This is a genomic window from Bradyrhizobium sp. SZCCHNS1050, assembly GCF_032484785.1.
Classification (GTDB): domain Bacteria; phylum Pseudomonadota; class Alphaproteobacteria; order Rhizobiales; family Xanthobacteraceae; genus Bradyrhizobium.
In genome coordinates this window covers 2,778,442-2,803,210 of record NZ_JAUETR010000001.1, presented here as the reverse complement: position 1 = coordinate 2,803,210, position 24,769 = coordinate 2,778,442, and the positions used below count along the sequence as shown (strand labels likewise).

Genomic DNA, 24,769 nt, shown 5'->3' with positions numbered 1-24,769 from the left:
CGTGAATGGAGGTTGCGATGGCAGAGCGGATGAAGGGCGAACGCGTCGTCTTCGAGCGCGGCATCCCGGCTTTCATGATGGGCATCGACGGCACCTGGCGGCGCAACTGCACCATCGAGGACGTCTCGGAGACCGGGGCGAAGCTGACGGTCGAGGGCTCGGTCGAAGGCCTTCACCTGAAGGAGTTCTTCCTGCTGTTGTCGTCGACCGGCCTGGCCTACCGGCGCTGCGAGCTGGCCTGGGTCAATGGCGACCAGATCGGCGTCACCTTCCTGAAGCAAGGCAAGAAGAAGACCAACAAGCGCGCCTCGGCCGAAGCCTGACCGAGCCACGACTGCGGCATCTTGCATCACGATGGCCGGGCAGCCGTCGCATATTCGTCATCGGCACGGGCTATCGCAACCGGCCGAGACGATAGATGTTTTTGCGTGGTATGATTCGCACATGCCACCGTTGATCGAGATGCCCTGAAGATGCCCGTCAAGCCGCACAAAGCCATGGTCCTCGCCGCCGGTCTCGGATTGCGCATGCGCCCACTGACGGAGACGATGCCCAAACCACTGGTGCGCGTCGCCGGCCGCCCGCTGCTCGACCATGTGCTCGACCGCCTCGCCGAAGCCGGCGTCACCGAAGCCGTCGTCAACGTCCATTATCTCGCCGACCAGATCATCGCGCACACGGCGGCGCGCAGCACGCCCCGCGTGATCATCTCCGACGAGCGCGACCAGGTGCTCGGCACCGGCGGCGGCGTCGTCAAGGCGCTGCCGCTGCTCGGCCACGAGCCGTTCTTCCACGTCAACTCCGACACGATGTGGATCGAGGGCGTGCGCCAGAACCTGTCCCGGCTCGCCGACGCGTTCGATCCCGAACGCATGGACATCATGCTGCTGATGGCGCCGACCGCGACCTCGATCGGCTACGCGGGTCAAGGCGACTACGCGATGCTCGCCGACGGTACCTTGCGCAAGCGGCGGGAGCATCAGGTGGTGCCGTTCGTCTACGCGGGCGCCGCGATCATCTCGCCATCGATCTTCGACGGCGCGCCGAACGGCGAGTTCTCGCTGACGAAGATGTTCGACAAGGCGAACGAGCAGGACCGCCTGTTCGGCCTCCGCCTCGAAGGCGTCTGGATGCATGTCGGCACGCCGGCCGCGGTGGCGGAAGCGGAAGAGGCTCTGATGGAGAGTGCGGCGTAGCGGACTGCCCGACGGGCGAATCAGGTCGGCGCGTTGCGCGATTTGCTCCGCCTCGTCGGCGCCGACCCTGCGCTGGGATCACTCAAATCATCTGCGTCGAGAAACGATTTTCGTCCGCACATTCAACCCGATCCCGCTCGTCGCGTCCGACGCGCACAAAATTCTTCTTTCGCTTTTACAGAATTCATGTTCTCTCATGCGCATCCCGCCTCGTTGCGAGGGGCGTATCGCGGTCGTCACGGACGTTGAGCGCGGGATGCGATGGCCTGTCAGGATTGCAGCGTGCTTTCGGGTGCGCGGACGAACGGTTCGGGCAGGACGGCGAAATCGTAAGGTCCCGGCATCCCGATGCTGATGCCAAGCTCGCGCCGCTGCTGACGCCGCGCGCGGGCGACGGTGGCTACAAGCCGGCACACCGAGGAGAGGACGTATAAGCCGTAACACCGTCGCGCAGGGAAGGCCGGGTCGTTCCGGCTGAACCTGTGGTTCCTGCCCCGTGCACTCTTTCACGCACGGGGGCCACGGGCCTCAGCCGAGGCCCGGCCTTCCCTGCGCCCTTGCTTCGGATGAGGGCGCACGATTTGCATCACTCGGGCGCGATGGCGTCGCGAGGGCACAGGGGTTTGTCTCCGGCGCGAGATCTGTACCCACAATGGAGGACGATGCTGGGCGTCCCCGTCATTGCGAGCGGGTGGGCAGCTTGGCTTTCCAGACTCAGTCGTCCCGCGAAAGCGGGCGATGACGGCGGGGGTGAATGGGTCCAGCTGGGCTCATCCGCGCGGCGCGCTCTGAGCCCGCGACAATGGTCACGCACCTATCAACACCCGTCCACACCCCGGATATGACCTCCGCCCGATCGGTCCCTATATAGACAGCACAGCAACCCGAATCGCAGGCCATGCGCGTCTTCACCGTTCCCATCTCGGCGCCGTTCCTGCGCAGCGTGATCGCCGCGCTGGTCGACGGCCGGCTGGTCGACGGCTTCGAGGCACGCAGCGATCCCGCCCGGCTCGCGACCGCGACGCTGTATCTGCCGACGCGGCGCTCCCTGCGGGTGGCGCGCGAGATGTTCCTCGACGAGCTGAAGACCGATGCCGCGGTGCTGCCGCGCCTGGTCGCGCTCGGCGATATCGACGAGGACGAGCTCGCCTTCGCGGAGGACCGCGACGCGTTCCTCGGGCCGGCGCCGCTGGAGATTCCGGAACGGCTCGACGACCTGCAGCGCCGGCTCACGCTGGCGCGGCTGGTCGCGGCCTGGGCCAAGACGCCGGTGTCGGCGCCGCTCGTGATCGGCGGGCCCGCCTCGACGCTTGCGCTGGCCGGCGACCTCGCGCGGCTGATCGACGACATGGTGACGCGCGGCGTGTCCTGGGATGCGCTCGATGCGCTGGTGCCGGATCAGCTCGACAAATACTGGCAGTATTCGCTCGAGTTCCTGCGCATCGCGCGGACCGCGTGGCCCGCCTATCTGCAGGAGATCGAGCGCATCGAGCCGGCGGCGCGGCGCGATCTGCTGATCGCGGCCGAAGCGGCGCGGCTGTCGGCGCATCCCGATGGTCCCGTCATTGCCGCAGGCTCCACCGGCTCGATGCCGGCGACGGCAAAATTCCTGCTCGCCGTCGCCAAGCTGCCGCATGGCGCGGTGGTGCTGCCTGGGCTCGACACCGATCTCGACGAAGCCGCGTGGAATTCGATCGGCGGTGCCAAGGACCGCGCCGGCCGCGTGTTGACGCCGCCCGCGGTCAATCATCCGCAATATGCCATGCACCTGCTGCTCAAGCGCTTCGGCCTGGAGCGGCGCGACGTGATCCGCCTCGCACCACCCGGCCGTGGCGGCCGCGAGGTGCTGATCTCAGAAGCGATGCGGCCGTCGGAAGCCACCGCCGTCTGGCACGAGCGCCTGCGTCAGTTCGACATCGCCGCCAACATTGCCGAAGCGATGGACAATCTCGCCGTCGTCGCCGCGCCCAACCCCGAAATGGAGGCGCTGGCGATCGCCATCGCGATGCGCGAGGCGCGCCATCTCGGCAAGTCCGCTGCGCTGGTGACGCCGGACCGCGCGCTGGCGCGCCGCGTGATGGCGGCGCTGACGCGCTGGCACCTGACGTTTGACGATTCCGGCGGTGACGCGCTGTTGGAGACGCCGGCCGGCATCTTCGCGCGCCTCGCCGCCGAAGCCGCCGCGCGCGGACTGGAGCCGCCGACTTTGCTGGCGCTGCTCAAGCATCCGCTGTGCCGGCTCGGCCGCGCCGCGAATGGCTGGAAGAGTGCCATCGAGACGCTGGAGCTCGCGGTGCTGCGCGGCACGCGGCCACAAGCCGGAAGCAGCGGGCTCGCGCGCGACTTCGCGCGCTTCCGCGACGAGCACACCAAGCTGAACCAGGGCGAAGCATCATCGCTGCACAAGGCCGAGCCGCGCGCGCGTCTCAGTCCCGAGCAGCTCGACCGCGTCGGCGCGCTGATCGCGCAATTGCAGACGGCCCTGGCGCCGCTGGAAAACCTTGCCTCGCCGCGCCCGCAGGATTTCGCCGAGCTCGCCGCGCGGCATCGTGAGGTGTTGATCGCACTCTCGACAGACGATGTCGGTCTCAGCACCGCGTTCACCGATCGCGACGGCGCGGCGCTGGCGCGCTGCTTCGACGACCTGCTCGCGTCCGGCGAGCGCTGCGGCCTGATGGCGCCGCTGTCGGACTATCCGGATCTGTTCCATACCGCCTTCTCCGATCGCGCGGTGCGCCGGCCCGAGCGCCACGGCGCGCAGCTGCAGATCTACGGTCCGCTCGAAGCGCGACTGATGCAGGCCGACCGCATGATCGTCGGCGGCCTGATCGAGGGCATATGGCCGCCGGCGCCGCGCATCGATCCCTGGCTCAGCCGCCCGATGCGGCATCAGCTCGGCCTCGACCTGCCCGAGCGCCGCATCGGACTATCAGCACACGATTTCGCACAACTGCTCGGCGCGCCCGAGGTGATCCTGACGCACGCCGCAAAATCGGGCGGCGCGCCGGCCGTGGCCTCGCGCTTCCTGCACCGTCTCGAAGCCGTCGCTGGCGCCGAGCGCTGGAAGGCGGCGACCGCGCGCGGCGAGACTTACGTCCGCTATGCCGAGGTGCTCGACCAGCCCGCCGCGGTGAAGCCGGTCGAACAGCCGGCGCCGAAGCCGCCGCTGGCAGCACGGCCGCTGCGCATGTCGGTGACCGCCATCGAGGACTGGCTGCGCGATCCCTACACCATCTTCGCGCGCTACATCCTGCGGCTCGATCCGCTCGATCCCGTCGACATGCCGCTGTCGGCCGCCGATCGAGGCTCGGCGATTCACGAAGCGATCGGCGAATTCACGCAGACCTATGCCGATGCCCTGCCGCTGCATCCGGCGCATGCGCTGCGCGTGATCGGCGAGAAGCACTTTGCGCCGCTGATGGAGCGGCCCGAGGCGCGGGCGCTGTGGTGGCCGCGTTTCCAGCGCATCGCCGGCTGGTTCGCGGCGTGGGAGACCGCGCGACGCGAGCAGATCGGCGCCATCACCGCGGAGATCCGCGGCGAGATCGGCATTCCCTTGGATCAGGGCCGCACCTTCATGCTGTCGGCGCGCGCCGACCGCATCGAACAGCGTGCCGAGGGCACCTACGCCATTCTCGACTACAAGACTGGCCAGCCGCCGACGGCCAAGCAGGTGCGCATGGGGCTGTCGCCGCAGCTTACGCTCGAGGCCGCGATCCTGCGCGAAGGCGGCTTCGACGGCATCCCCGCCGGCAGCCTGATCAGCCAGCTCGTCTATGTCCGCTTGTCCGGCAACAACCCGCCGGGCGAAGAGCGCATTCTCGAATTGAAGATCAACAAGAGCGACCCGCCGCAACATCCGGACCAGGCCGCGCAGGAGGCGCGCGAAAAGCTCGAGGCATTGATCCGCAGCTTCGAGGACGTCAATCAAGGCTACACCTCGCTGAACCTGTCGATGTGGGCGAACCGCTACGGTAGCTATGACGATCTCGCCCGTATCAAGGAATGGTCGGCGGCCGGCGGCCTGGGGGTGGAGGAATGGTGAAGGCGCCCCGCCCCATTCCGCAGGCCGTGCGCGAGGCGCAGACGCGCGCATCGAACCCGGCTGCCTCCGCGTTCGTGTCGGCCAATGCCGGCTCGGGCAAGACGCATGTGCTGGTCCAGCGCGTGATCCGGCTGCTGCTCGACGGCGTGCCGCCGGAGAAGATCCTCTGCATCACCTTCACCAAGGCTGCGGCCGCCAATATGGCCGAGCGCGTGTTCTCGACGCTCGGCCATTGGGTGACGCTCGACGACGACGCGCTCGACGGCGCGATCCAGTCCACCGGCATTCCCAATCCCGACAAGAAGCTGCGGGCCTCGGCGCGAAAACTGTTCGCCAGCGCGCTGGAGACGCCGGGCGGATTGAAGGTGCAGACCATTCACGCGCTGTGCACGCGGCTGCTGCAGCAGTTCCCGTTCGAAGCCAACGTGCCGGCGCGGTTCTCGGTGCTCGACGAGCGCGACCAGACCGAGATGATGGAGCGCGCCAATCTCAAGGTGCTGCTCGACGCCGCCCGCGCGCCCGACAGCGCGGTCGGCCGCGCGCTGCAGGTGGCGATGGCCAATGCGGCGGATTCGACCTTCAAGGACGTCGTCCGCGAGGCCTGTCTGAGCCGCGATCACTTCATGGCCTGGACCGATGGCGCCGGCCGCGTCGAGGTTGCCGCGCAACATCTCGGCGAGGTGCTCGGCATCAGCGCCGGCGAGACGCTGGAAGCCATCGAGCGCGACATCGTCGACGGCCCCAATCTGCCACTGAGGGATTGGGCCGATATCGCCGCGCGGCTCGACGGCGGCGCCAAGACCGACCAGAAGCAGGCCGAGCAGTTGCGCGCGGCGCTGGCGTTCTCGGGCGCCGATCAGGTCGATGAATATCTCCGCGTATTCCTGACCGAGGACAAGGAGCCGCGGAAGTCCCTGCTCACCAAGAAGTTCGCCGACGCCAATCCCGGCATCGCCGGTCTATTTGAATCGGAGGCGCGCCGGCTCGATCGCCTGATCGAAAAGCGCCGCGCGGCGGTCGTGCGCGACCGCACCGAGGCGCTGTTGCAGATCGCGACCGCCGCCGCCGCGAACTATCGCCGCGAAAAAGAAGAGCGCGGCCTGCTCGACTACGACGACCTGATCGACAAGACGCTGGCGATGCTGAACCGCGTCTCCGCCGGCTGGGTGCACTACAAGCTCGACCGCGGCGTCGATCACGTGCTGATCGACGAGGCGCAGGACACGAGCCCACGGCAATGGGACATCGTCGCCCACATCATCGAGGAGTTCACCGCCGGCGCCGGGGCGCGCGACGGACTCACGCGCACGATCTTCGCGGTGGGCGACGAGAAGCAGTCAATCTTCTCGTTCCAGGGCGCCGACCCGCACGAGTTCGATGCGCGCAGGCGTCAGTTGCAGAAGCGCTTCACCGATGCCGGGCTGCTGTTCGATCCGGTGTTGTTCACCTATTCGTTCCGCTCCGGGCCGACGGTGCTGCACGCGGTCGACCACGTGTTCCGCGAGCGCGACGTCTACAGCAGCATCCACTCGCCTGACATCGGCCATCCCATCCACAACGCGCTGACCGATGCCGGACCGAGCATGGTCGAGCTCTGGAGCCTGTGCGAACGCGACGACCGCAAGGAGATCGAGGGCTGGCGCGCGCCGTTCGACGGCGTCTCCGTCACCAGCCCCGAGGTGAAGCTTTCCAGGCGCATCCAGGCAGAGATCAAGCGGCTGATCCAGACGGGCACGATGACCGGCCATGACGGCGCGCGGCGGCGGCTGAGCTATGGCGACATGCTGATCCTGGTGCGCCGGCGCGGCAACGCCTTCGATGCCGTGATCCAGGCGCTGAAGCACGCCGGCATCCCCGTCGCCGGCGCCGACCGGCTGAAGCTGACCGAGCACATCGCGATCATCGACCTGATGAACCTCGCCGACGCGCTGCTGCTGCCGCAGGACGATCTGGCGCTGGCGACCGCGCTGAAGAGCCCGCTGTTCGGGCTCGACGACGACGATCTGTTCAAGCTGGCGTGGCAGCGTCGCGGCTCGCTACGCGACGCACTGACGGCGCACGCCGCTGACGACGCGCGGCTGCAGGCGGTCGTACGGCGCTTGCAACAATGCGAGCGCCGCGCCGCGGAGGACACGCCATTCGCCTTCTATGCCTGGCTGCTCGGCGGCGATGGCGGCCGGCGCCGCATCCTGGCGCGGCTCGGCCACGAGGCCAATGATGCGCTCGACGAGTTCCTCGAGCTCGCGCTGTCCTACGAGCGCAAGGCGCCGGCCTCGCTGCAGGGCTTCGTCGCCTGGCTGCGCGCCGCCGACACCGAGGTGAAGCGCGACATGGAGATCTCGCGCGACGAGATCAGGGTGATGACCGTGCATGGCGCCAAGGGCCTCGAGGCGTCCGTCGTCTTCCTGGTCGACACCACCTCGTCGCCGGCGGATTCGCAGCGGCTGCGGCTGATCCACGTGCCGCATGGCGAGCAAGAGATCGTGGTCTGGGCCGGGCGCAAGGCCGACGATCCGCAGCCCGTCGCGGCGGCACGCGTGGCGATGCTCAAGGAGACCGACGACGAGTATCGCCGGCTGCTCTATGTCGCGATGACCCGCGCCGCGGATCGGCTGATCATCGGCGGCTGCATGCCGGGCAACATGAACAACGTCCGCGGCGGCAGCTGGTACGATCTGATGGCGCGCGGATTGGACGCCGCCGGCCTGCAGGTCGAGGTGATCGAAACCGAGGACGGGCCGGTCAAGCGCTATGCGCGGGCCGAGGACATCGCGGAAACCGCTGCTGACAAAACGCGGCCCATGGTCGAGACGGCCGTCGAACTGCCGGCGTGGCTGCGCACGGCGGCGGTGGAGGCGCCCGGCGAGGTCGCTGTGCTCCGGCCGTCCGATCCATCCGCCGACGAGCGGCCGGTGCGCACGGGCGAATCGCTGGCGGCGCGCAGCCTCGCGATGCAGCGCGGCACGCTGGTGCATCGCCTGCTGCAGTCGCTGCCCGACGTGGCGCCGGAGCGGCGGCGTGATGCCGCGCTGCGATATTTGATTCGCAACGCCGCCGACTGGCCGGAGGACGAGCGCGTGGGGCTTGCGGAACGGGTGCTCGCCGTGGTCGAAGACCCGCGCTTTGCCGCGGTGTTCGCGGCCGGGAGCCGGGCGGAAGTCTCGATCGTGGGCCGCCTCGCACTGGCCGGCCAGCCTCCGGCACTGGTCTCCGGCCAGATCGACCGCCTGGTGGTCACCGGGACCGAGGTGCTGATCGTCGACTTCAAGACCAACCAGCAGCCGCCCTCGGGACTCGCCGACGTGCCCCCGGCCTATGTCCGGCAGCTCGCGCTGTACCGCGCCGTGCTTGGCCAATTGTACCCCGGACGAAACGTCCGCGCCGCGCTGCTCTGGACCGAAGCCGCTGAATTCATGGAGCTTCCGGCCTCCGCGCTGGACGCCATGCTGCCATCCCAGCACGTCTGAGCGAGCCCGCTTGACCCGGCATCACGCCATTCCTACTTTGACGCCCACGCAGAAGCGGCGCGTCCGCGCCGCTCCCTCCAACCGAACGAGGTAATTCCATGGCCGTTGGCAAGGTTTCCGACGCCGATTTCGAAAGCGAAGTGCTCAAGGCCGACGGCCCGGTCGTGGTCGACTTCTGGGCCGAGTGGTGCGGCCCGTGCCGCATGATTGCGCCGGCCCTCGACGAGATCTCGAGTGCGATGGGCGACAAGGTCAAGATCGTCAAGCTGAACGTCGACGAGAGCCCGAAGACGGCCTCGAAGTACGGCGTGATGTCGATCCCCACCCTGATGGTGTTCAAGGGCGGCGAGATGGCCTCGCGCCAGGTCGGCGCCGCGCCGAAGGCGAAGCTGCAGCAGTGGATCTCGTCGGCGGTGTGACGCTTGCGGAACAATGATTTTTGTCGAACGGCCGGCGGAATCGCCGGCCGTTTGCGTTGAGGGGTGTGATTCAGCGTTTTCGGATGTCGCCATGCCCGCCCGCGCCCATCGCTCGCCCTCCCGCAAATCCGGCCTGCTGGCCATGGAGGCGCGCTCGGTGGATGCGATCCCGCGCGGCGAGGACTGGCAATACGAACCAAAATGGGACGGCTTCCGTTGTCTGCTGACGCGCGACGGCGCAACGGTGACGATGCAGTCGAAGGCCGGCGAGGACCTCGCGCGCTACTTCCCCGAGGTCGTCGCCGCGGCGCGCGAGCTCGAGGCGACGAGCTTCATCCTCGACGGCGAGCTGGTGGTGCCGCAGGCGAAGTCGTTCTCGTTCGATGCATTGCTGCAGCGGATTCATCCCGCCGCCAGCCGGGTGAAGAGGCTATCGGTGGAGACGCCGGCGCTGTTCCTGGCCTTCGACCTGCTGGCGAGTGGCAAGAAGGAGCTAGTGACGCACATGCTGCACGAGCGGCGGCCGGCGCTGGAAGCATTCGCGAAAGCGAACTTCACGGATCATCCGACGTTCCGGCTGTCGCCGGCGACGACGCGCTTCGCGACCGCGCAAGACTGGCTGGCGCATTCCGGCGGCGGCTCGGACGGGGTGATCGCCAAGCGGACCGACCTGCCCTACCAGGCCGGCAACCGCGACGGCATGCAGAAGATCAAGCGCTATCGCTCAGCCGATTGCGTCATCGGCGGCTTCCGCTACGCCACCAACAGCGGCGCGAACGGACGCAAGCTGGTCGGCTCGCTGCTACTCGGGCTCTACGACGATGACGGTCTGCTGCATCACGTCGGCTTCACCTCCGCGCTCAAGAAGGACGAGAAGCCCGCACTGACCGACAGGCTCGAGCCGCTGATCTCGCCGCCCGGCTTCACCGGCAATGCGCCGGGCGGCCCGAGCCGCTGGTCGACCGAGCGCTCGGCGGAATGGTGTCCGCTGAAGCCGAAGCTGGTGATCGAGGTCTGCTACGACCATTTCTCCGGCGAGCGCTTTCGCCACGGCACCTCGATCCTGCGCTGGCGCCCGGACAAATCGCCGAAGCAATGCACCTTCGAGCAGCTCGAGCAGAAGGTCGCCGATCCCTTGAAGCTGCTCGCGTGAGGTCAGCGGATCCAGCCGGTCGCGAGAACCGAGGCGAATTCGACATCACCATTGGCGCGGGCCAGCGCGGCCATCGCCTGATGATCATAGGGCACGTGGCGGAACGTCACGCTCCAGCCTGCGGGCTTAAGTTCAAGGATCGCATAGCGGGCGTCGGGCGTGCCGGCTTCCATCACATGCGGATGCGGTACGTTGTAGGAATAGCCAGGGCTGCCCACGCTACCGGGATTGACGATCAGCCGCCCGTCGCGAAGCCGCACGGCGCGCGCGGTGTGGGTATGGCCACAGAGGATCAGTGACTGCGGGATGCCCTCGGCCGTTGTCTCGATTGCATCGAGCGGAGCGCATGTGACCGCGCCATCCGGCGCGACGCTCTCGAGCCAGTAGACGTTATCGTCCTCAGGCGTGGCGTGACAAAGGAAGACCTCGTCGCGATAGATGGACGTCGGCGGGATCGTGCCGAGCCAGTCGAGATGCTTGGCTACGAGCTGCGCGTAGGCCGGCCGCTCCCAGGCGCCCATCCTCTCCGGCGGCCGATCGATCAGCCAGCGGTCGTGATTGCCGCGCACATGGACGGCATCGAGCGGCATCAGCAAGTCCATCGTCTTGCGCGCATCGAGCGGGCCGCTCGCCATATCGCCAAGATTGACAATGTCATCGACGCCTTGCGCGCGGATGTCGGCCAGCACGGCTTCGAGCGCGAGGTGGTTGCCGTGGACGTCTGCGATCGCGGCAAAGCGCATGCGCTATTCCCCTCAGGTCGGCGGCGTGCCGTTGAGGTCGAGCACGTGGCCCGCGAGATAGAGCGATCCCGTGATCAGGATACGCGGCGGGACCTCATAGGCAAGCCGCGCGATGCCGGCGAGCGCCGACGCGACGCCATCGGCGATCTCGACGCGCATGCCGAGCGTGCGCGCGGCGGCGGCCAGATCAGCCGGTGCCATCGCCTTGCTCTCGTTCGGAATCGGCACGACGATGATGTGGCGCGTCAGGCCGGCGAAGTTGGCCAGGAAAGCAGCGGCATCCTTGTTGCCCATCATGCCGACGATGACGACGAGCTGCCGCGACACGCGCTCCTCGAGGTCGCCGATCGCGGCCGCGACGACGCGGCCGCCTTCGGCGTTGTGGCCGCCGTCGAGCCAGATCTCCGCGCCTTGCGGCGCGATCGCGGTGAGCGCGCCGTTCGACAGCCGCTGCATGCGCGCCGGCCATTCGGCGCCGACGATGCCGTCCTCGAACGCCTTGGTGGTGAGCTTGAAATGATCGACCGCCCGCAAGGTCGCGATCGCCAGGCCCGCATTGTCGAACTGATGCCGGCCGAACAGTTTGGGTGCCGGAAGATCGAGGAGACCGCGATCGTCCTGATAGACCAGCCGGTTGCGCTCGACATTGACGTGCCAGCTCTCACCGGCCGCAAACAGCGGCGCGCGCTGGCGCCTGGCCTCGCGCTCGATCACGGCCATGGCATCGGGCTCCTGCGCCGCCGAGATCACCGGGCAGCCGCGCTTGATGATGGCGGCCTTCTCGGCCGCGATCAGCGCGCGGGTGTCGCCGAGGAACTCCATGTGGTCCATGCTGATCGGCGTCAGCACGGAGGCCGCGACCTGCTCGACAACATTGGTGGAATCGAGCCGGCCACCGAGACCGACTTCGAGCAGCACGACATCGGCTGGATGCCTTGCGAACAGCACGAAGGCCGCGACGGTCTTGACCTCGAAGAAGGTGATCGGCGCGCCGGCGTTGACCCGCTCGCACTCCAAGAGCGCGGAGATCAGCTCATCGTCCTCGACCAGGACACCACCGCCGACCTGGCCGAGCCGATAGCTCTCGTTGATGCGCACCAGCCAGGGCGAGGTGAAGACGTGGACGCGCAGCCCCGCGGCCTCGAGCATCGCGCGCAAATATGCGACCGTGGAGCCCTTGCCGTTGGTGCCCGCGACATGGATGACGGGCGGCAGCTTGCGCTCGGGATGACCGAGCTGCGCCAGCAGCCGGTGCATGCGCTCCAGCCCGAGCGAGATCCGGCTCGAATGCAACACAGAAAGCCGCGTGATCAGCTCGTCGAGCGACGGTCTTGGCTGGGCGGCAGAATCGTTCACGCGCTCGTTGCGACCGCCGGCGCTTCCGCGGTTTCGGCGGGCTTGGCAGGCGGCGGCAGCTGCGGCGCGGGCTTGGCGTGTTCAACGGCCGGCGCCTTGGTCAGCAATCGGCACAGCCGCGCCAGCGTCGGGCGCAGGTCATGACGGTGCACGACCATGTCGACCATGCCGTGGTCGAGCAGGTATTCAGCGCGCTGGAAACCTTCGGGCAGCTTCTCGCGAATGGTCTGCTCGATCACCCGGGCGCCGGCGAACCCGATCAGCGCGCCGGGCTCGGCGATGTGGACGTCGCCCAGCATCGCGTAGGACGCGGTGACGCCGCCGGTGGTCGGATTGGTCTGCACGACGATGTAGGGCAGCTTGGCCTCGCGCAGCATCTGCACGGCCACGGTCGTGCGCGGCATCTGCATCAGGGACAGGATGCCTTCCTGCATGCGCGCGCCACCGGAGGCCGCGAATACGATGAACGGCGACTTCTTCTCGACCGCGAGTTCGAGCCCGCGGACGATGGCTTCACCCGCGGCCATGCCGAGCGAACCGCCCATGAAATCGAAATCCTGCACGGCGATGACGACGCCCATGCCTTCCAGCTTGCCGAAGCCGACCTTCACCGCATCGTTCATGCCGGTCCGCGCCCGCGCATCCTTGATGCGGTCGGCATAGCGGCGCTCGTCACGGAATTTCAGCGGGTCGGGCGTGACCTCGGGCAGCGCGACGTCGAACCAGGTCTCGTTGTCGAACATCGACTTCAGTCGCGCCACGGCGCCCATGCGCATGTGGTAATTGGAGCCCGGAATGACGAACTGGTTGGCCTCGACGTCCTTGTAGAACACGAGCTGTCCGGAATCCGGACACTTGATCCAGAGGTTCTCCGGCGTCTCACGGCGCAGGATGTTGCGGATCTTCGGCCGGACCACATTGGTAAGCCAGTTCATGTGTCGCTCCGTGTTGCGGTCGCCCGGATATATGGCGGGACGGCGGGGTCACGGCAAGACGGCCGCGACGTCCGATCGAATAGTGGCTGACGGCCTATTCCGCGGCCTGTTGCGCCCCGTGCACGCCCCTTGCCAGCGCAGCGGCCAGGTCGGCAACGGCGCTCACGGTCTTGGCCGTCGCGCGTCCCTCGGCATCGAGGCTGGCGCGGAGCGCGTCGACCAGGGCGGTGCCGACCACGGCACCGTCGGCATTGGCGGCGATGGCGCGGGCGGTCTCCGGTGTCCGGATGCCGAAGCCGACGCAGACAGGCAGCGCCGTATGCCGCTTGATCCGGGCCACGGCGGCACCGACGGCGGACGAATCCGCCGCCGCCGCGCCGGTGATGCCGGTGATCGAGACGTAGTAGACGAAGCCCGAGGTGTTCGCGAGCACCGCCGGCAGCCGCTTGTCATCGGTCGTCGGCGTCGCCAGCCGGATGAAATTCAGCCCCGCCTTCAGCGCGGGAATGCACAGCTCGCTGTCTTCCTCCGGTGGCAGGTCGACGATGATCAGGCCGTCGACGCCGGCGCTCTTCGCATCATCGAGGAACTTGTCGACGCCGTAGATGTAGATCGGGTTGTAGTAGCCCATCAGCACGATCGGCGTCGCCGCGTCGCCCTCGCGGAAGCTGCGCACGAGCTGCAGCGTCTTCCTCAAGGTCATGCCGGCCTTGAGCGCGCGCAGACCCGCCGCCTGGATCGACGGGCCATCGGCCATCGGATCGGTGAACGGCATGCCGATCTCGATGATGTCAGCGCCAGCCTGCGGCAGCGACTTGACGATCGCGAGCGAGGTTTCAGGATCAGGGTCGCCTGACATCACGAAGGTGACGAACGCCGAGCGGCCTTCTTGCTTCAATTGCGCGAAGCGCGCATCCATCCGGCTGGTCACGATGCCTTCGCCCTTCCTCGCAAGATGTCGCCCACCTGCGGCACGTCCTTGTCGCCGCGGCCGGACATGTTGACCACCATCAGATGGTCCTTCGACTTCTTCGGCGCGAGCTCCATCACCTTGGCGATCGCGTGCGCGGGCTCCAGCGCCGGAATGATGCCCTCGAGCCGCGACAGCAGCTGGAACGCCGCCAGCGCCTCCTCATCGGTCGCCGACAAATAGTTCACGCGACCGACCTCGTGCAGCCAGGAATGCTCCGGCCCGATGCCGGGATAATCGAGACCGGCCGAGATCGAATGCGCCTCCTCGATCTGCCCGTCCTCGTCCATGAGCAGATAGGTGCGGTTGCCGTGCAGCACGCCGGGGCGGCCGCCGGCGATCGAGGCGGCGTGCAGATGCGTCAGGCCATGGCCCGCCGCTTCCACGCCATAGATCTCGACCGAGGGATCATCGAGGAACGGATGGAACAGGCCCATCGCATTGGAGCCGCCGCCGATGCACGCGATCAGCGAGTCCGGGAGCCGGCCCTCAGCCTCTTGCATCTGCGTGCGGGTCTCGTTGCCGATCACCGACTGGAAGTCGCGCACCATCATCGGATAGGGGTGCGGACCGGCGACCGTGCCGATGCAGTAGAACGTGTTGTGGACGTTGGTGACCCAGTCACGCAACGCCTCGTTCATCGCATCCTTCAGGGTCTTGGCGCCGGACTGCACGGGCACCACCTTGGCGCCGAGCATCTCCATGCGGATCACGTTCGGCTGCTGCCGCTCGACGTCGACCGCGCCCATGTAGACGACGCAATCGAGCCCGAAACGCGCGCACAGCGTGGCGGTCGCAACGCCGTGCTGGCCGGCACCGGTCTCGGCGATGATGCGCTTCTTGCCCATGCGGCGCGCGACCATGATCTGGCCAAGCACGTTGTTGACCTTGTGCGAGCCGGTGTGGTTCAGCTCCTCGCGCTTGAAGTAGATCTTGGCGCCGCCGAGATGCTCGGTCAGGCGCTCAGCGTAATACAGCGGCGAGGGCCGGCCGACATAGTTCTTCAGGTAGCCGTTCATCTCGGCATGGAATGCCGGATCCGCCTTGGCCTCCGCATAGGCCTTTTCCAGATCGAGGATCAGCGGCATCAGGGTTTCGGCGACGAAGCGGCCGCCGAAGATGCCGAAGTGACCGCGGTCATCCGGACCGCTGCGGTAGGAATTGGGAATGGCTGTCGTCATTGAACGCTCAACTCTTCAGCGGCCCGCGCCGCGCGAATGAAATCCCGGATCATGTCGCAATCCTTCACACCCGGCGCCCGCTCGACGCCAGATGACACGTCGACGCCGCCCGCGCGGGTGATCCGCACGGCCTCCGCGACGTTGTCGGCGCTCAGACCGCCGGAGACCATGAACGGGCGATCGAGCTTCACGCCCTGTAGCAGACGCCAATCGAAGGTGGCACCGAGGCCGCCGGGACGGGTCGCCTCCTTGGGCGCCCGCGCATCGAACAGGATGCGGTCGCACACGTCGGCATAGCCCGCCAACGGCGCGAGATCGGCGTCGGTCGCGACCGGAATGGCCTTCATGATGGGTAGGCCGAAGCGCTGCTTGAGGTCGCGGACGCGCGCGATGCTTTCGCGGCCATGCAACTGCAGGAGATCAGGCCGCAGCGTCTCGACGATGTTTTCGATCATCGCGTCGTCGGCATCGACGGTCAGCGCCACCTTGAGCGCGCGCCCCCTGACGTCACGACCCAGCTCACGCGCGGCCGTCAGGCCGACATGGCGTGGGGACGGCGGAAAGAACACGAAGCCCACCATGTCGGCGCCCGCGTCGAGCGCCGCAGCGAGGGTGTCGGGCGTGGTCAGGCCGCAGATTTTGACGAGCAGGGACATCAATGAACAACGCACGTCCGGGCGGAAAGGATCACCAGAAGCCGGCGGCTTCCAGGGCCGCCGAGCTTTCGCGCCTTCTACAACGCGACGCCCTGCTTGTCTCGCCCATAAGGGGCGAAAAGCCGCGCCGGCGCAGCTGGAACCAGAGATTGCGCAGAGCCCTGTTTTGCACGCGCCGCGGCGCTCAACTGCGCCACCTGCGCGCGGGCCGCTTCGGCATCGGCCTGATGGCGGCGCGCGGCCCGCCGCCAGCGGCGCTGGCCGATCCAGGTGGCACAGCCACCCGCGATCACGCCCAGGATCGCGACGGCGATGATCAAGGCGAACAGCGGGACCGACGCCGAGAGCGCCGGATCAGTCGCGTTGAAGGGATCAAACGATACGGTAACGAAATGCCGATTGGCGACCGCGAAGATGACGAACAGCACCAGCAGCGGAAGGACGACCACGACAGTGAAGAATTTTCGCATGCGCTCGCTCGTGTCAGTCAGGCCGGATTCGCCTCGAGATCAGCCGCAGACGATTAGCACGGCCGGCGCGAGATGCTTCAATCGTCGGCGTCGTCAGCCGCGGCGCCGGCGGGATTGTCCCGGTTCAGCCGCTCGCGCATTTCCTTGCCCGTTTTGAAGAACGGGACACTTTTCTGGTCCACCGGGACATGAGCTCCGGTCCGTGGGTTGCGCCCGGCGCGGGCCGGCCGATGCTTGACCGAGAAGGCGCCGAAGCCGCGCAACTCGACGCGGTCACCGCGGGCGAGCGCCGCGACGATCTCATCGAGGATCGCATTGACGATGTTCTCGACATCCCGCTGGTAGAGATGCGGGTTGTGCTCGGCGATACGCTGAACAAGCTCGGATTTGATCATCGAGAAAATGTACCCGGGGAGACAGGTCCCATTTCCGTGAAAATATGCTGGACTGTCAAGACGCTAAATCATTCATCGCGGCCGTGAATCGGGGTGCGAGGCCCGGTACGGGGTCTCGCCACGGCACACGCGAAGCGGGAAGATTGCCCTGGGAATGGTCTTTGCGGGTTCAATTGCCCGGCGCGGGCGTCCAGAGCGCGAGCATGCCGTCGAGACCGATCCGGTCCACCGCCTGGACCACGCCGGTGCGCTCGATCTGGCGGGCGATTCCGGAGAGGCCGACGGCGTCGAGCGCGATCGAGGTGGCCGTTCGCAGGAAGGTGAGATCGCCGAACCGCGGCGTGAGCTTGTAGTCGCGCACCGGAAGGTCCTTCTTGACGTTCTTGTTGGCGACGAGCCAAGCGACCGCGGTCTTCTCGTCGCCGAGCTCGTCGATCAGCTTCAGCTCGATCGCCTGCCTGCCGGTGAAGACGCGGCCATCGGCCACCTTCTCCAACTGCTCATCGTTCATGGCGCGGCGGTCCTTCACCAGTCCGCGGAACCAGGCATAGGAATCCTTGACCAGGGCGTCGAGCGCCGCACGCGCTTCCGGGCTGGTCGGCTCGTAGCCGTTGGGGGCGGCCTTCAGCGGCGAGGATTTGACCTCCTCGATCTTCACGCCGACCGTCTTCAACAGCTCGCCGACATTGGGATATTGAAACAGCACGCCGATCGAGCCGACCAGCGAACTCTGCTGCGCGACGATGTGGTCGGCAGCGATCGCGCCGATGTAGCCGCCGGACGCCGCGAGGCCTTCCACGACGACGACCAGCGGCTTCTTCGCCTTCAGCCGGACCAGCGAATCGTAGAGCTGCTCGGAGCCGGCGGTGGTGCCGCCCGGCGAATTGATGTGAACGATGACGGCTTCGGCCGAGGAGTTTTCGAGCCGCTCCAGCGCCTCGACGCGCTCATGGTCGCTGCGGATCAGGCCCTCGATATTGACGCGGGCGATCGAGCCGGAGGTCGAGAGCACGGTGCGGCCGCGCGGCGACATGGCGAGACCGATGGCGGACAGAGCCGCAATCGCAATCAGCACCGCGACGACGCGCCAGAACGTCAGCTTGCGGCGCAGCCTGCGGCGATCGACGATCACATCCGAATCAAGCGACATGGACAGCTCCTGGAAGTCTCGGCGCGTTTTGCATCCGCAGCCTGAATATCTCGTTATCCGATTACATCAATCGCGGCGCAATATGAAGAAAGGAAGGCCCGCGGCGAGGCCGGATCCGCGCGGCCGGCACGCGCATCCTTGCCTCGCTGGAACAAAAAAGCCCCGGCTTGCGCCGGGGCTTTGATCTGATCGCAGGACGCGAAGGCTTACTTCGAGTCGCGGTTCTTGAGCGCGGTGCCGAGAATGTCGCCCAGCGTGGCGCCCGAATCGGACGAGCCGTACTGCGCGATGGCTTCCTTCTCTTCTGCGACTTCCAGCGCCTTGATCGACACCTGCACCTTGCGGGCCTTCTTGTCGAACTGGATCACGCGGGCATCGACCTTCTCACCGACGGCGAACCGCTCGGTGCGCTGGTCGTTGCGATCGCGCGCCAGCTCGGAGCGCTTGATGAAGGTGGTGAAGTCGGTGCCGGTGATCTTGACGTCGATGCCGCCGTCCTTGACGTCGAGCACCTCGCAAGTGACGACCGCGCCCTTCTTGACATCGCCCGGCTCGGCGAAGGGATCGCCTTCGAGCTGCTTGATGCCGAGCGAGATGCGCTCCTTCTCCACGTCGACGTCGAGCACCACGGCCTTGACCATGTCGCCCTTCTTGTAGTTGTCGATGACCTGCTCGCCCGGCAGCTTCCAGTCGAGATCCGACAGATGGACCATGCCGTCGACGTCGCCTTCGAGACCCAGGAACAAGCCGAACTCGGTCTTGTTCTTGACCTCGCCCTCGACCACCGAACCCGTCGGATGCTTCTCGACGAAGACCTCCCACGGATTGCGCATGGTCTGCTTGAGGCCGAGCGAGATGCGGCGCTTGACGCTGTCGACCTCGAGCACCTGCACTTCGACCTCCTGCGAGGTCGACACGATCTTGCCGGGGTGCATGTTCTTCTTGGTCCACGACATCTCGGAGACGTGGATCAGGCCTTCGATGCCCGGCTCGAGCTCGACGAACGCGCCGTAGTCGGTGATGTTGGTGACGCGACCGTGGAAGCGGGCCTGCAGCGGGTACTTGGCCTCGATGCCCTGCCACGGATCGTCCAAGAGCTGCTTCATGCCCAGCGAGATGCGGTGCGTCTCGTGGTTGATCTTGATGATCTTGACCTTGACCGTCTGACCGATGCTGAGCACCTCGGTCGGATGGTTGACACGGCGCCACGCGATGTCGGTGACGTGCAGCAGGCCGTCGATGCCGCCGAGGTCGACGAACGCACCGTAATCGGTGATGTTCTTGACGACGCCGTCGATGACCTGACCCTCTTCGAGGTTCTGCACCAGCTCCTGGCGCTGCTCGGCGCGGGTCTCTTCCAGCACAGTGCGGCGCGACACCACGATGTTGCCGCGGCGACGGTCCATCTTGAGGATCTGGAACGGCTGCGAGTTGTTCATCAGCGGCGCGACGTCGCGGATCGGACGGATGTCGACCTGCGAGCGCGGCAGGAAGGCCACGGCGCCGTCGAGGTCGACGGTGAAGCCGCCCTTGACCTGGTTGAAGATGACGCCGTTGACCTTTTCGTTGTTCTGGAACGCCTTCTCGAGCTTGCCCCAGCTCTCTTCGCGGCGCGCCTTGTCGCGCGACAGCACCGCTTCGCCGAGCGCGTTCTCGATGCGATCGAGGAACACTTCGACCTCGTCGCCGACTTTCAATTCACTGTCACGGCCGGGCCCGGCGAATTCGCGCAGCGCCACGCGGCCTTCGGTCTTCAGGCCGACGTCGATGACGGCCATGTCCTTCTCGATCGCAACAACCTTGCCCTTGACGACAGAGCTTTCCTGCAGGTTGCCCTTCGTGAAGGACTCGTCCAGCATCGCGGCGAAATCATCGCGGCTGGGATTGTAGGAAGAAGCAGAGGTACTCGAAGCCATTTGTTCTCCAGATGCGGACATTCTCGCCAGCTTGGGTTGATCGGCGCATCGAATGGACAGTGCCTGGAGGTCCACAAATCCCCAGACGTCCGCGCGCCGCGCTATAAGCGCAAACGACGCGGGCCGGCAGTGCCTGCACATGCGATACGTATGAAGTGCGTCCGGATGATCGGACTCGATTGAACCGCAATCGAGCTATCGACGATCAAGGGCGGGAGCGGGCATTCCTCCAATGACGCCGGCGGAAATCAAACCCGCTGGCGGCCCGCTCGAACGGCCTCGACGATATCGATGGCGGCCCGGACGCCGCCTTCTATATCCAAATGGGAGTTGTCAAGCAAGTAAGCATCCGGGGCTTGTTTTAAAGGCGCGACGGCCCGGTTCTGGTCACGCTCGTCGCGCGCCAGGATGTCGGCCAGAATGGCCGCCTCATCGGCCGGTTCCCCACGTGAAAGCGCCTCGAGGGTGCGACGATGCGCCCGGATGCGGGGATCGGCGACGACGTAGATCTTCACCTCGGCGTCCGGGCAGATCACGGTTCCGATGTCGCGGCCGTCGAGCACGGCACCGGGGGGCCGGCTTGCGAACTGACGCTGGAACGCCACCAGCGCTTCGCGCACTTTCGGCAACGCCGATACCACCGAGGCCGCGGACCCGACCTGGTGCGACCTCAGCGCCGGATTGTCGAAGCTCGAGGGATCCAGGCTCATGGCGACGTCCGCTGCCCGCGCCTCGTCCTTGAGGTCGATGCCGGCGGTCAGTAGCGCATGCGCGACCGCCCGGTAGATCACGCCCGTATCCAGGTGCCTGAGGCCGTAATGCGCCGCGAGACGCTTGGCCAGGGTGCCCTTGCCCGAGGCCGCCGGGCCGTCGATCGCGATGATCATGCGAAATCCGCGCCCGCCTTGCACATCAGCGGGATGAAATCGGGGAAGCTGGTGGCGATGAAGGCGGTGTCGTCGACCCTGACCGGCTTGTCGGAGGCGAGACCCATCACCAGGGCGGACATCGCGATGCGGTGGTCCATGTGGGTCGCGACGATGCCGCCGCCCGGCACGTGACCGCGGCCCTCGACGATCAGATCGTCGCCGGTGATCTCGACCTTGACGCCGTTGACACGCAGCATGGCCGCGGTGGCCTCGAGCCGGTCGGATTCCTTGACGCGCAGCTCATGCAGGCCGCGCATGATGGTCGTGCCCTCGGCATAGGCGGCGGCGACGGCCAAGACGAGATATTCGTCGATCATCGACGGCGCCCGCTCGGGCGGCACCACCACGCCGCGCAGCTTCGAGGCGCGCACGCGCAGGCGGGCCATCGGCTCGCCGGCATCGCCGCGGACATCGTCCTCCTCGATCGAGGCGCCCATCTCGCGCAAGGTCGTGAACAGGCCGGTGCGCAGCGGGTTGGTCATCACGTCCGACAGCACGAGGTCCGAGCCGTCGACGATCAGCGCGGCGACCAGCGGGAACGCGGCCGAGGACGGGTCGGCGGGAACGATCACTGGCGCACCACGCAGCTCCGGCTGGCCGGTCAGTGCGATGCGGCGGCCATGAGACCCTTCCGGCGTGGTCACGATCTCCGCGCCGAAATGCTTCAGCATCAGCTCGGTGTGGTCGCGGCTGGCCTCCTGCTCGATCACGGTGGTCACACCGGGCGCGGCGAGGCCCGCGAGCAGCACCGCCGACTTGATCTGGGCCGAAGCCACCGGCGTGCGGTACTCGATCGGCACCGGGTTGCCGGCGCCCTGCAGGGTTAACGGAAGCTTGCCGCCCTCGGCGCTGGCGGTCACCTTGGCGCCCATCAGCACCAGCGGGTCGAGGATGCGCCGCATCGGACGGCTGCGCAGCGAGGCATCACCGTCGAAAACGGCCGTGATCGGGCAACCGGCCACGGCGCCCATCACCAGCCTGCAGCCGGTGCCGGAGTTGCCGAAATCGAGCGGCGCGCTCGGCTGGGCGAAGCCGCCCACCCCGACGCCACGGACGGTCCACGCGAAATCGCCGGTGCGCTCGACCTTGGCACCCAGGGATCGCATCGATTTGGCGGTGTTGAGGACGTCCTCGCCCTCCAGCAGGCCGGAAATCCGGGTCTCGCCGACCGACAGCGCCCCCAGGATCAGTGCCCGGTGCGAGATCGACTTGTCGCCAGGCACGCGAATCGTGCCCGAGAGGGGCCCTGAGGCGCGTGATTCCAGGGGAGTCGGGGCGATTGACGTGCTCACGGCGGGATCCTCGTGTTTCGGACGGGGCAGGTATCACAGCCCCCGCCCTCCGTCACGAGCGGTGATTTTCCCGTTGACAGCGCTATTGACAGCGGCGCGGCAACTAGCCAAGTGAGACACCGCTTTTCAGACATTGCCAGGACGCCTGCACGTGGCCAAATCCGAGCTCGGAACCAAACGCATTTGCCCGACGACGGGCAAAAAGTTCTACGACCTCAACAAGAACCCGGTGATTTCGCCCTACACCGGCGAGGTCGTGCCGATTGCGCCGATCGCGCCCACCCGCGCCATGCGCGGCGAGGCTGCGCGCGCTGCTGCGGCGGCCGACGTGGTCGAGCCCGCGGAGGCCGAGGAGCTGGTGCCGCTCGAGGAGGCCGACGCCGAGGAGAACTCCGGCAAGGTCAAGGCCGTCGTTCCCGAATCGGAGGACGACATCGAGATCGACGAGACGCTCGACGACGACGAGGATGACGACTCGACCTTCATCGCCGACGAGGAAGAAGGCGACGAGGACGTGACCGACATCATCGGTGATGTCGGCGGCGACGAAGAATAATCGTCGAAGACACTTGAGATCAGCCGCGAACTGTGGTTCACGGTGCTCCCCGGCGGTCACCCAGACCGCCGGCTCGGTTCAGGGGCCATAGCTCAGCTGGGAGAGCGCTTGCATGGCATGCAAGAGGTCGGCGGTTCGATCCCGCCTGGCTCCACCAGCCTTCGCTCGCTTCGCGAGCTTCGGCTCGGCAAGCCACCCCGATCTGCCAGTTGCGCGAAGTGAGCGAAGGCTGTCGCGCCGTAGTCTGGACGCCGAAGCCCCCTTGGGCGGAGGCGGGAAGACGAAGGCGGACTTGGGCTCCGGGCGATAATGCTCTCTCCCCATCGCTTCGCGAGCTTCGGCTCGGCAAGCCACCCCAAGCTGCCGGTTGCGCGAAGTGAGCGAAGGCTGTCGCGCCGTAGTCTGGACGCCGAAGCCCCCTTGGGCGGAGGCGGGAAGGCGAAGGCGGGCTAGGCTCCGGGCCATGATGCCCCTTCATCAGTCGACTGAGCAGTTCAGCCCATCCAAGCTCTGGACGCCACGCAGCACGACCTGCCACATTCGCGCCCGTGAAGGGTCGAGGGCGGCCTGCGATGAAGTTCGTTTACATCCTGGAAAGTCTCAACGGCGAGCATTTCTACGCAGGCATCACCGACGACGTTCCGGCCCGCGTCACGAAGCACAATGCCGGTGAAGTCCCGCACACATCGAAGTTTCGGCCTTGGCGGCTCAAGACCTACGTTGCCTTCAGCGATGTGAAGCAGGCATTTGCCTTCGAGAAATATCTCAAGTCGGGTTCAGGCCGGGCTTTCGCGAAGAAGCGCCTTTAGAGCCTCCTCACCCCTCCACAACCGCATCGAGCCGCTCCCGCAGGCGCACCAGCTTGCCGTGCAGATCGGCCAGCTCGGCGATCGAGCAGCCCGTCGCATCCAGGATCGCGGGCGGCACGATCGACCTTGCCTTGTCGCGCAGGCCCGCGCCCTGGGCGGTGAGGGTGACGATCACCTGACGCTCGTCCTCGGCCGACCGGGTCCGCTTGATCAGGTGCGTAGCCTCCATCCGCTTCAGCAGCGGCGTCAGCGTGCCAGAGTCGAGGAACAGCCGCGCGCCGATGTCCTTCACCGTCAGGCCGTCCTGCTCCCACAGCACCAGCATGACCAGATATTGCGGATAGGTCAGGCCAAGGCGGTCGAGCAGGGGCTTGTAGACGCGGTTGAAGGCGTGCGCGGTCGAATAGACTGCGAAGCAGAGCTGATTGCCGAGCTGGAGCGGCAGGTCTGCCGCGGACTTCTTTCGCATCGAGGTCACCACAGGTCGATCCTATCGGCATCTTGAGCCCGCACGCCTCGGATCGACAACGGGCCCGGCGCACCGATCACGAATTTTCTACCGAACAATTATATTGTGCGCAATCTAATTGTGTGCAATATGGCCCCACTGAATTCGTCCATCCAACCAGGAGACACCCATGTCCGTGAACGTGCTCTACAAGACCAGCGCCAAGGCCACCGGCGGCCGCGACGGCGAAGCCGCTACCCTCGACGGCTCGCTCAAGGTCAAGCTTTCCACCCCGAAGGAGCTCGGCGGCGGCGGCGGTGCCGGCAACAATCCGGAGCAGTTGTTTGCGGCCGGCTACGCAGCCTGCTTCATCGGCGCGATGAAGTTCGTCGGCTCGCAGGGCGGCCCCAAGGTTCCCGCCGACACGTCGGTGACCTCGACGGTCGGCATCGGCCCGCGCTCCGAAGGCGGCTTCGGCATCACCGTCGAGCTCGCAGTGTCGCTGCCCGGACTCGCCAAGGCCGACGCCGAAGCGCTGGTCGCCAAGGCGCACGAGGTGTGCCCCTATTCCAACGCCACGCGCGGCAATGTCGACGTCAAGCTGAGCGTCGTCTGAGCTTCAATTCCGTCATGCGGCAGGACGGCCTCCGTTGTCCTGCCGCATGGCAGCCCCCGTTTGCGCC

22 protein-coding genes and 1 tRNA gene are annotated in these 24,769 nt (G+C 66.9%); 10 read left to right on the top strand and 13 right to left on the bottom strand.

The features are described 5' to 3' along the window. The first annotated feature begins 17 nt into the window (after window positions 1-17). The 6 genes from QX094_RS12770 (at window position 18) to QX094_RS12745 (ending at window position 10,280) form a co-directional block, all read left to right on the top strand. A complete protein-coding gene (locus QX094_RS12770; protein ID WP_315751762.1) occupies window positions 18-323 on the top strand; it encodes a PilZ domain-containing protein in 306 nt (101 codons plus the stop codon). Window positions 324-473: 150 nt separating this feature from the next. Continuing rightward, window positions 474-1,196: a nucleotidyltransferase family protein gene (locus tag QX094_RS12765; protein ID WP_315716898.1), complete on the top strand. Its 723-nt coding sequence runs from the start codon at window positions 474-476 to the stop codon at window positions 1,194-1,196. 898 nt (window positions 1,197-2,094) lie between these two features. Then, window positions 2,095-5,241: a double-strand break repair protein AddB gene (addB, locus tag QX094_RS12760; protein WP_316187942.1), complete on the top strand. Its 3,147-nt coding sequence runs from the start codon at window positions 2,095-2,097 to the stop codon at window positions 5,239-5,241. Continuing rightward, entirely contained in the window at window positions 5,235-8,708 is a 3,474-nt protein-coding gene (addA, locus tag QX094_RS12755; RefSeq protein ID WP_316187941.1) for a double-strand break repair helicase AddA, read from the top strand. Before addB ends, addA begins: the two co-directional genes overlap by 7 nt. A gap of 98 nt (window positions 8,709-8,806) precedes the next feature. Next, window positions 8,807-9,127, top strand: coding sequence for a thioredoxin (gene trxA / locus QX094_RS12750; protein WP_015663255.1), 321 nt, complete (start codon window positions 8,807-8,809; stop codon window positions 9,125-9,127). Between the two features lie 142 nt (window positions 9,128-9,269). Beyond that, on the top strand, window positions 9,270-10,280 hold the full coding sequence (locus QX094_RS12745; protein WP_316188211.1) for an ATP-dependent DNA ligase: 1,011 nt from the start codon (window positions 9,270-9,272) through the stop codon (window positions 10,278-10,280). Window positions 10,281-10,282: 2 nt separating this feature from the next. Here the strand turns inward: QX094_RS12745 and QX094_RS12740 are convergent, their stop codons facing one another. The 12 genes from QX094_RS12740 to aroA form a co-directional block, all read right to left on the bottom strand. Beyond that, on the bottom strand, window positions 10,283-11,023 hold the full coding sequence (locus QX094_RS12740) for a metallophosphoesterase family protein (protein ID WP_315716895.1): 741 nt from the start codon (window positions 11,021-11,023) through the stop codon (window positions 10,283-10,285). A gap of 12 nt (window positions 11,024-11,035) precedes the next feature. Beyond that, window positions 11,036-12,379, bottom strand: a complete 1,344-nt coding sequence (locus tag QX094_RS12735; RefSeq protein ID WP_315716894.1) for a folylpolyglutamate synthase/dihydrofolate synthase family protein — start codon at window positions 12,377-12,379, stop codon at window positions 11,036-11,038. Beyond that, window positions 12,376-13,314 carry an acetyl-CoA carboxylase, carboxyltransferase subunit beta gene (gene accD, locus QX094_RS12730; RefSeq protein ID WP_315716893.1) on the bottom strand — a complete coding sequence of 313 codons (939 nt, stop codon included), beginning with the start codon at window positions 13,312-13,314 and terminating at the stop codon, window positions 12,376-12,378. The genes QX094_RS12735 and accD overlap by 4 nt, the downstream gene beginning before the upstream one ends. Window positions 13,315-13,408: 94 nt before the next feature. Continuing rightward, window positions 13,409-14,245: a tryptophan synthase subunit alpha gene (trpA, locus tag QX094_RS12725; protein WP_315716892.1), complete on the bottom strand. Its 837-nt coding sequence runs from the start codon at window positions 14,243-14,245 to the stop codon at window positions 13,409-13,411. Continuing rightward, window positions 14,242-15,465: a tryptophan synthase subunit beta gene (gene trpB, locus QX094_RS12720; RefSeq protein WP_315716891.1), complete on the bottom strand. Its 1,224-nt coding sequence runs from the start codon at window positions 15,463-15,465 to the stop codon at window positions 14,242-14,244. Before trpB ends, trpA begins: the two co-directional genes overlap by 4 nt. Next, window positions 15,462-16,121 (bottom strand): phosphoribosylanthranilate isomerase, encoded by a 660-nt coding sequence (locus QX094_RS12715; protein WP_315716890.1) that lies wholly within the window; start codon window positions 16,119-16,121, stop codon window positions 15,462-15,464. Before QX094_RS12715 ends, trpB begins: the two co-directional genes overlap by 4 nt. Before the next feature lie 77 nt (window positions 16,122-16,198). Continuing rightward, the gene (locus QX094_RS12710; RefSeq protein WP_315716889.1) at window positions 16,199-16,591 is read right to left on the bottom strand and encodes a lipopolysaccharide assembly protein LapA domain-containing protein; all 393 of its coding nucleotides are present in this window, start codon (window positions 16,589-16,591) and stop codon (window positions 16,199-16,201) included. 77 nt (window positions 16,592-16,668) lie between these two features. Continuing rightward, window positions 16,669-16,986, bottom strand: a complete 318-nt coding sequence (locus QX094_RS12705; protein WP_315716888.1) for an integration host factor subunit beta — start codon at window positions 16,984-16,986, stop codon at window positions 16,669-16,671. 169 nt (window positions 16,987-17,155) lie between these two features. Further along, window positions 17,156-18,136, bottom strand: a complete 981-nt coding sequence (gene sppA, locus QX094_RS12700) for a signal peptide peptidase SppA (RefSeq protein ID WP_315825664.1) — start codon at window positions 18,134-18,136, stop codon at window positions 17,156-17,158. Between the two features lie 206 nt (window positions 18,137-18,342). Continuing rightward, the gene (gene rpsA / locus QX094_RS12695) at window positions 18,343-20,052 is read right to left on the bottom strand and encodes a 30S ribosomal protein S1 (protein ID WP_315716886.1); all 1,710 of its coding nucleotides are present in this window, start codon (window positions 20,050-20,052) and stop codon (window positions 18,343-18,345) included. A 248-nt stretch (window positions 20,053-20,300) separates the two neighbouring features. Then, window positions 20,301-20,939 (bottom strand): (d)CMP kinase, encoded by a 639-nt coding sequence (gene cmk / locus QX094_RS12690; RefSeq protein ID WP_316166372.1) that lies wholly within the window; start codon window positions 20,937-20,939, stop codon window positions 20,301-20,303. Continuing rightward, entirely contained in the window at window positions 20,936-22,273 is a 1,338-nt protein-coding gene (gene aroA / locus QX094_RS12685) for a 3-phosphoshikimate 1-carboxyvinyltransferase (protein WP_316173509.1), read from the bottom strand. The genes cmk and aroA overlap by 4 nt, the downstream gene beginning before the upstream one ends. A 151-nt stretch (window positions 22,274-22,424) precedes the next feature. On the opposite strand from aroA, the gene QX094_RS12680 reads away from it, so the two are divergent. The 3 genes from QX094_RS12680 (at window position 22,425) to QX094_RS12670 (ending at window position 23,638) form a co-directional block, all read left to right on the top strand. Then, window positions 22,425-22,829: a TIGR02300 family protein gene (locus tag QX094_RS12680; protein WP_315716883.1), complete on the top strand. Its 405-nt coding sequence runs from the start codon at window positions 22,425-22,427 to the stop codon at window positions 22,827-22,829. Window positions 22,830-22,910: 81 nt separating this feature from the next. Beyond that, window positions 22,911-22,986, top strand: a tRNA-Ala gene (locus tag QX094_RS12675). A gap of 415 nt (window positions 22,987-23,401) precedes the next feature. Beyond that, window positions 23,402-23,638 (top strand): GIY-YIG nuclease family protein, encoded by a 237-nt coding sequence (locus QX094_RS12670; protein WP_316166375.1) that lies wholly within the window; start codon window positions 23,402-23,404, stop codon window positions 23,636-23,638. Between the two features lie 7 nt (window positions 23,639-23,645). Here the strand turns inward: QX094_RS12670 and QX094_RS12665 are convergent, their stop codons facing one another. Then, a complete protein-coding gene (locus QX094_RS12665) occupies window positions 23,646-24,107 on the bottom strand; it encodes a MarR family transcriptional regulator (RefSeq protein WP_315750467.1) in 462 nt (153 codons plus the stop codon). A gap of 169 nt (window positions 24,108-24,276) precedes the next feature. On the opposite strand from QX094_RS12665, the gene QX094_RS12660 reads away from it, so the two are divergent. Beyond that, the gene (locus QX094_RS12660) at window positions 24,277-24,702 is read left to right on the top strand and encodes an organic hydroperoxide resistance protein (RefSeq protein ID WP_009026309.1); all 426 of its coding nucleotides are present in this window, start codon (window positions 24,277-24,279) and stop codon (window positions 24,700-24,702) included. The last annotated feature ends 67 nt before the right edge of the window (window positions 24,703-24,769 follow it).